The sequence below is a fragment of the Klebsiella sp. 4_1_44FAA genome (assembly GCF_000238715.1).
GTDB classification, from domain to species: domain Bacteria; phylum Pseudomonadota; class Gammaproteobacteria; order Enterobacterales; family Enterobacteriaceae; genus Klebsiella; species Klebsiella pneumoniae.
In genome coordinates this window covers 1-513 of the sequence record NZ_JH414874.1, presented here as the reverse complement: position 1 = coordinate 513, position 513 = coordinate 1, and the positions used below count along the sequence as shown (strand labels likewise).

The following is a 513-nucleotide window of genomic DNA, read 5'->3' as shown; positions in this document are numbered from 1 at the left end:
ACGTCTCGCATTCAGACAGATGTTCGGAGCAGAAGGATATGAAGTAGTTGCAATCAACGACTTAACATCTCCAAAAATGTTAGCACACCTGTTAAAATATGATTCTACACAGGGAAAATATGAACTGGCTGACAAAGTAGAAGCTGGTGAAGATTCTATCACAGTAGACGGAAAAGAAATCAAAATCTATGCAAAAGCTGACGCTAAAGAACTTCCATGGGGAGAAATCGGCGTAGACGTAGTTCTGGAGTGTACAGGATTCTACACATCTAAAGCAAAAGCTCAGGCACACATCGATGCAGGTGCTAAGAAAGAGTTATCTCTGCTCCAGCAGGAAACGATCTTCCAACAATCGTATACAATGTAAACCACGAGCAGCTGACAAAAGATGATCACATCATTTCTGCAGCTTCTTGTACAACAAACTGCTTGGCTCCAATGGCAAAAAGCTCTGAACGACCTTGCAGCAGTTAAATCTGGTATCATGTGCACAATCCACGCTTACACAGGAGA

At 42.3% G+C, this 513-nt stretch carries 1 pseudogene; it reads left to right on the top strand.

Features of this window, described 5'->3' with window-relative positions:
• Positions 1 to 513, top strand: a pseudogene (locus HMPREF1024_RS0128040) (glyceraldehyde 3-phosphate dehydrogenase NAD-binding domain-containing protein); the annotation flags it as partial.